Source organism: Pseudomonas sp. 05T35, from assembly GCF_056396605.1.
The window spans coordinates 1-4589 of sequence record NZ_JBFTLU010000376.1 but is presented as its reverse complement, the minus strand read 5'-3'; the positions used below and the strand labels follow the sequence as shown (position 1 = coordinate 4589).

The following is a 4589-nucleotide window of genomic DNA, read 5'->3' as shown; positions in this document are numbered from 1 at the left end:
GTGGCGAGGAGCACGACGAGGCTCAGTTCAGCCATCTGGTGCGACTGTCCTTCACGTTCAACGCTCGTGATCACGGACGCCTGCGTGAACTGGTCGACTACATCAACCTGCCGGAAAACTGGGCCACGGCTCAGTCGCCCCAGACGCCACAGCGCAAACGGGAACAGATCAAGGTTACTTGAGCAAAAAAAAGCCCGACTATTTCAATAGTCGGGCCTTTCAGTCAGTCATCCATTCCTCGGCCGCTGAACAAGCGACCAATCATTTCCATGGAATATCCCCGATAAGCGAGGAAGCGCCCTTGCTTGGCGCGCTCGCGGGCGTCTATCGGTAAATGCCCGGCAAACTTGCGTCGCCAAGTCTCCTCCAGGTTCTCTTGCCAACTGATTCCGCTTTCACGCAGGGCAAGTTCGATATCGGCACGTTGCAAACCACGCTGGCTCAACTCTTCGCGAATGCGCAAAGGGCCGTAGCCGGAACGGGCACGGTAGGAAACGAAGCTTTCGAGGTATCGGGTTTCAGACAGCAGCCCTTCTTCCGTCAGACGGTCGAGTGCTGTATCGATCATTTCATCAGAAGCGCCGCGCTGACGCAGTTTACGCGTCAGCTCGACTCGACCGTGCTCGCGTCGAGCGAGCAGGTCCATYGCGGTTCGCCGCACCGCGACGAGGGTATCGAGTACGGCGGTCATCGGATCAATCAGATATCAGCGTCAGCCAGATCATCTTCAGTCTCTTTGACCGGAGAAGCCTTGACGTCAGCCGTTGGCGTCAGCAGCTTGTCGCGAATCTGCTTCTCAAGAGTGGCAGCGATGTCCGGATTGTCTTGCAGGAACTTGGCCGAGTTGGCTTTGCCCTGGCCGATCTTGCTGCCGTTGTAGGCATACCAGGCACCGGATTTCTCAACGAAACCGTGCAGCACGCCAAGGTCGATCATCTCACCGTTGAGGTAGATGCCCTTGCCGTAAAGGATCTGGAACTCGGCCTGACGGAACGGCGAAGCCACCTTGTTTTTGACGACTTTGACGCGGGTTTCACTGCCGACCACTTCGTCGCCTTCTTTCACCGCACCGGTACGACGGATGTCCAGACGAACCGAAGCGTAGAACTTCAGCGCGTTACCACCGGTGGTGGTTTCCGGGCTGCCGAACATCACGCCGATTTTCATCCGGATCTGGTTGATGAAGATCACCAGGCAGTTGGCGTTCTTGATGTTACCGGTGATTTTACGCAGCGCCTGGGACATCAGACGGGCTTGCAGGCCCACGTGCATGTCACCCATTTCGCCTTCGATTTCAGCCTTCGGAACCAGGGCCGCCACGGAGTCGACGATGATCACGTCGACTGCGTTGGAACGCACCAGCATGTCGGTGATTTCCAGGGCTTGCTCGCCGGTATCCGGCTGGGAAACCAGCAGGTCGTCGACATTGACGCCCAGTTTGCCGGCGTATTCCGGGTCCAGGGCGTGCTCGGCGTCGACGAATGCGCAGGTCGCGCCGGCTTTTTGAGCCTGGGCGATCACGGACAGTGTCAGCGTGGTTTTACCGGAGGATTCAGGACCGTAGATTTCAACGATACGGCCTTTTGGCAGACCGCCAATGCCGAGTGCGATGTCCAGACCCAGAGAGCCCGTGGAAATAGCCGGGATCGCCTGACGGTCCTGATCGCCCATACGCATTACGGCACCCTTGCCGAATTGACGTTCGATCTGACCCAGGGCCGCAGCCAAGGCTTTCTTCTTGTTGTCGTCCATTAAAGTCCTCACGTAATCAATAAGGCCTGACGGCCAACACCTGTATAAGTAGCCAGTATTATTCCACAGCGTTTCGGGATCGCCTACCCCTCATTTGAGATTTCTCCAGAGGCATACTGCAGCAACCCCTCTAGCGCGGCCTTCACCGTTTGTCGGCGGACTTCATCGCGGTTGCCGGCGAAGTATCGGCACTCCGAATACACGGCATCTCCGACCGCCCAGGCCAACCACACGGTGCCCACCGGTTTGTTCGGCGTACCGCCGTCCGGCCCCGCGATACCGCTGACCGCCACGGCAAAACGCGCGCGACTCTTGTGCTGGGCGCCACGCACCATGGCTTCGACCACTTCACGGCTGACCGCCCCGACCTCGGTGAACAACTCGGCGGGCACATTCAGTTGCTGGGTCTTCTGGCGATTGGAATAGGTGACGTAACCCGCCTCGAACCACGCCGAGCTGCCGGCAATCCGGGTGATCGCTTCGGCGATCCCGCCGCCGGTGCAGGACTCCGCCGTGCTGACATGCGCATTGAGAACCTGCAAACGCCGGCCTAGTTGCGCGGCAAGCTGGGTGATTTCGTTCACGACTCTCTCCTTGATCAGGCGGGCATGCGCACTACCGTACACGAGCGAATCACGCTTGCAAGACGCAGGCTAGATCAAAATGTTAGTGAGCAAGCGCTCTGACATACGCCTGACAGGCCTGCAAGGCAATCAGTCCGCGGTCGCCTGCGTCGGTGATGCCGATAATTCGTTGAGCATGCGCCGGCTCAAGTCGGGCTCGTAGGGCTGCATGAACCACGCCGCCGGTGCCGGAGGCGGCTGACACGCCACAACCGGCGTCGGCATCACGGGGGTCGACAAGGACTGACAGGCGCAAATCAGCAGTGGCAAGACGGTCGCGCAGGCGACCTTGATCACGTTGTGCATCGCTCAAGGCCTTTGAATAGGTTTGATCGCTGGCCTGAAGACGCTGCTCCAGGGCCAGCCGCTTGTCCTGTTCGGCGCGCTGTTGATTCGCCGCCGCCAGGGTCAGTTGGTTCAGCGCCTCGTCGTGCAACCTGGCTTGTTCCGCCAGTTGCCGACCGTAACGCCAATCCTGAAGGTGCCAGGACACTGCCGCAGCACCGCCCGCCACAATGGCCAGCAGTACAGCGACGCCAATTGCCCGGTAAGAAACCGGTATCAGACCGAAGGCTGGCATAACACCGCCCTCGCCCGTGCCCAGAGCTGCAAACGATCTTCCAGCCCATTCAACCCGCCGTTGATCCGGCGGGTGATGCTGTTGAACTGGTCACCATCGGCCAGTTCATTCAAACCGTTCAGCTCCCAGAACCAGGCCGCCGATTCGGCCGCCCATTGAGGCTGTTCGAGCAACTCAGGCAGGGTCAGCAAACGCTCATCCCCGAACAGCCCAAGGCTGCATCGACGATAGTTGTCGTGACCGGTGATCTGAATCAGCCCGCGCCCCCGATAGCGCTGACCATCACCGTCAGCTTCAGGCGTATTGCCCAAGCGGACGGCCAGCGTGCCGGTATCGTATTTGCTGAGGTATTGGTCGCTGCCCAACTCACACACATAACGTAACTGCCCCGACTCATGGCCGACTTGCGCGAGAAACGCGGCGATGCGTTTGGGGGTGTTGATGTTTCGGTGAACCATCGCGGTGTTGAGGGCAGAAACGAAAACGCCCGCTTGGAGGCGGGCGTTGGGCATTATCTGGAGCAGTTGCCCTTCTGTTACAGGCATGAGGATGTCCTTGATTTACTTTTGTTTAAGGCCGAAGAGCGAGAGCAGTGAATTCGTCGGTTCCTTGGGTTCAGAAGACGTCAGAATCGGCCACTCGACTTCAAGGGGGTACCCTGCTTGCTGTTCGATGCGGTTCAAGGCAACGCAGTAGCGTTTCCAGTCCAGCAGCGCGGATTGCTCCTGTGGCGTGGCATCACCCAGATCGACGGCGTATTGAAGGGGCGCGATACGCATCGAGGCCTCTCGTAGTCGAACATCACGTTCATTTTGAGCAGCAACAACTGCCGCCGCCAACTGCGCTTGCTGATCAAGCTGCCAAGCTGAATCCGTCCAGACAAAGTAAGCCCCCGGCCTCGCAACGCTAGTCACCGTATCGGGGAGTGCTCCCAGCTCGGACCACGTTAAAGGTTCACCTGTTTCGGTGCTGTAAACCACTCCACGAAGATCCAATGTTTCTTTAGGCCTACCCTCAATAAAGGCCCAAACACATCCAGGGCCGGGGGCCGGTAGCTCTTGATCCAGCGCTACAGCATTGTCCGGTAGTTGAGCACCCAGCCCAGGTATGACCGGGAACTCTACCGGTCCGATCAAGGCCCCCGCAGTATCTATCAGGTAATTCATATTCATCCTCTCAGATCAGTTTGAGTCGGCCGGGATAAGCCACGTTATGCGGACGCGCTTCCGAGCCCCCATCAATAGATAAACCCGTACCAACAGGGGCTGTACCAACCAGTTGAGTGGGAATGGTGTATCTCATCGACCAAGCCGAACCCTGTACAACCGTACCATTTGCAGCACCTTCCCCCACGGCAACGATAGTGGGTGTATGTAAGTGCGCGCGGTTTTGATCATTTTGCACAACACCAGGATTGCGACCGGCATCTATACCGCGGCCTTCATCCAGGACCCGTAGAAACTCTCCACGCCCTTCAGGTCCGCGAAACGTAAGAGAGCCATCACCACTGCTCCATCCCCCCTCGGCACCTACACGAGTTGCTTCAGTCCACATCATTCCTGAAACACGGGCATGATCCCAAAGCCATGGCCATTCGGCACGACTGAGAATGGCGCCATTCAAAGCCCCATAAC

The 4589-nt window shown here is 58.4% G+C and carries 6 protein-coding genes and 2 pseudogenes; 1 reads left to right on the top strand and 7 read right to left on the bottom strand.

The genetic code is table 11. The features are described from left to right. A pseudogene (locus AC1DH9_RS23140) lies at positions 1–182 on the top strand (LOG family protein); the annotation flags it as partial. Positions 183–223: 41 nt separating this feature from the next. Here the strand turns inward: AC1DH9_RS23140 and recX are convergent. The 7 genes and pseudogenes from recX to AC1DH9_RS23105 all read right to left on the bottom strand — a co-directional run. Next, positions 224–691: a recombination regulator RecX gene (gene recX, locus AC1DH9_RS23135; protein ID WP_427544577.1), complete on the bottom strand. Its 468-nt coding sequence runs from the start codon at positions 689–691 to the stop codon at positions 224–226. Positions 692–699: 8 nt separating this feature from the next. Then, positions 700–1752, bottom strand: coding sequence for a recombinase RecA (gene recA / locus AC1DH9_RS23130; protein ID WP_019692120.1), 1053 nt, complete (start codon positions 1750–1752; stop codon positions 700–702). An 83-nt stretch (positions 1753–1835) separates the two neighbouring features. Next, the gene (locus AC1DH9_RS23125) at positions 1836–2336 is read right to left on the bottom strand and encodes a CinA family protein (RefSeq protein WP_427544579.1); all 501 of its coding nucleotides are present in this window, start codon (positions 2334–2336) and stop codon (positions 1836–1838) included. A gap of 82 nt (positions 2337–2418) precedes the next feature. Beyond that, complete coding sequence (locus AC1DH9_RS23120; RefSeq protein ID WP_427544581.1) at positions 2419–2955, bottom strand: lysis system spanin subunit; 537 nt, start codon at positions 2953–2955, stop codon at positions 2419–2421. Beyond that, positions 2937–3500, bottom strand: a complete 564-nt coding sequence (locus tag AC1DH9_RS23115; protein WP_427544583.1) for a glycoside hydrolase family 19 protein — start codon at positions 3498–3500, stop codon at positions 2937–2939. Before AC1DH9_RS23115 ends, AC1DH9_RS23120 begins: the two co-directional genes overlap by 19 nt. A gap of 15 nt (positions 3501–3515) precedes the next feature. Next, positions 3516–4127: a tail fiber assembly protein gene (locus AC1DH9_RS23110; protein WP_427544585.1), complete on the bottom strand. Its 612-nt coding sequence runs from the start codon at positions 4125–4127 to the stop codon at positions 3516–3518. A 4-nt stretch (positions 4128–4131) separates the two neighbouring features. Then, a pseudogene (locus AC1DH9_RS23105) lies at positions 4132–4589 on the bottom strand (phage tail protein); the annotation flags it as partial.

Bases quoted from the DNA above. Each gene is read 5' to 3' on its own strand.
- AC1DH9_RS23110 (WP_427544585.1), bottom strand. From the start codon at position 4,127: ATGAATATGAATTACCTGATAGATACTGCGGGGGCCTTGATCGGACCG.
- AC1DH9_RS23120 (WP_427544581.1), bottom strand. From the start codon at position 2,955: ATGCCAGCCTTCGGTCTGATACCGGTTTCTTACCGGGCAATTGGCGTC.
- recA (WP_019692120.1), bottom strand. From the start codon at position 1,752: ATGGACGACAACAAGAAGAAAGCCTTGGCTGCGGCCCTGGGTCAGATC.
- AC1DH9_RS23115 (WP_427544583.1), bottom strand. From the start codon at position 3,500: ATGCCTGTAACAGAAGGGCAACTGCTCCAGATAATGCCCAACGCCCGC.